This window comes from Falsigemmobacter faecalis (assembly GCF_003863335.1).
GTDB classification, from domain to species: domain Bacteria; phylum Pseudomonadota; class Alphaproteobacteria; order Rhodobacterales; family Rhodobacteraceae; genus Wagnerdoeblera; species Wagnerdoeblera faecalis.
Map to the genome: position 1 here is coordinate 1 of NZ_RRAZ01000083.1, position 750 is coordinate 750.

Sequence of the window (750 nt, forward strand, 5' to 3'; positions counted from 1 at the left end):
TCCACTTATCCCGGCTGTTCAGATTTCCGCAGCCACCTCAGTTGAACGGGTGCTCGACGGTGCTGCGCCGGACTGTCATCGGTTCTGAAGGGCTGATCAGCCGGGTGCGTGCCGCTTCGATCAGATGCTCATGCGCCGACCGCGTGATCCGGCGCTCCTTACCGGTCGTGCAGTGGGATTTTACCGGACAGTTGCTGCATTCGCCGGTCCGGTAGCGGCGCACCTCAAGCCCGTCTTCTTCTGTCGTGTAGCGATAGGTCAGTGCCTCCCCGGCAGGGCAGCGAGACATATCCGCATTGGGCTCGCAGGCGAAGTCAGCTTTCACATACAGACCCTTGGCCCGGTTGCCCGACGTCTCGGGATGCGGAATTGTGGTGGCGATCTTGCCCCTGGTGAAGTTGCGGTCGCGGGCGTTCACCGCGCGGAACTTGCTGCCGTCGATGGCAACGCAGGCGCCCTTCAGCACGCCGATGCGCCGGCACAGCTCGACAAACTGCGCACAGGTGCGGCGGATGCCGGGGCCGTTGTCCCTGCGGAAATCGGCGATGGTCTTTGGTCGGGAACAAGGCGACCCGTCAGCCACATCAGTTCGACATTCCGCCCGGCCTCACGTTCCAGCCTTCGGCTCGACGGAATTCGGTTCAGATAGCTGCAGATGAACAGCTTGAGCAGAGCGGCGGGATGATAGCCGGGACGACCTGTGCGGGCATGCAGGGCGCGCACGAACCTCAACTCTGTCAGATCGAGCTC

The 750-nt window shown here is 63.1% G+C and carries 1 protein-coding gene and 1 pseudogene; both read right to left on the reverse strand.

All coding sequences use genetic code 11. The features are described 5' to 3' along the window. Nucleotides 1–37: 37 nt before the first annotated feature. Nucleotides 38–289 carry a transposase gene (locus tag EG244_RS21675; RefSeq protein ID WP_456071335.1) on the reverse strand — a complete coding sequence of 84 codons (252 nt, stop codon included), beginning with the start codon at nucleotides 287–289 and terminating at the stop codon, nucleotides 38–40. 90 nt (nucleotides 290–379) lie between these two features. Next, nucleotides 380–750, reverse strand: a pseudogene (locus tag EG244_RS21680) (transposase); the annotation flags it as partial.

Bases quoted from the DNA above. Each gene is read 5' to 3' on its own strand.
- EG244_RS21675 (WP_456071335.1), bottom strand. From the start codon at position 289: ATGTCTCGCTGCCCTGCCGGGGAGGCACTGACCTATCGCTACACGACA.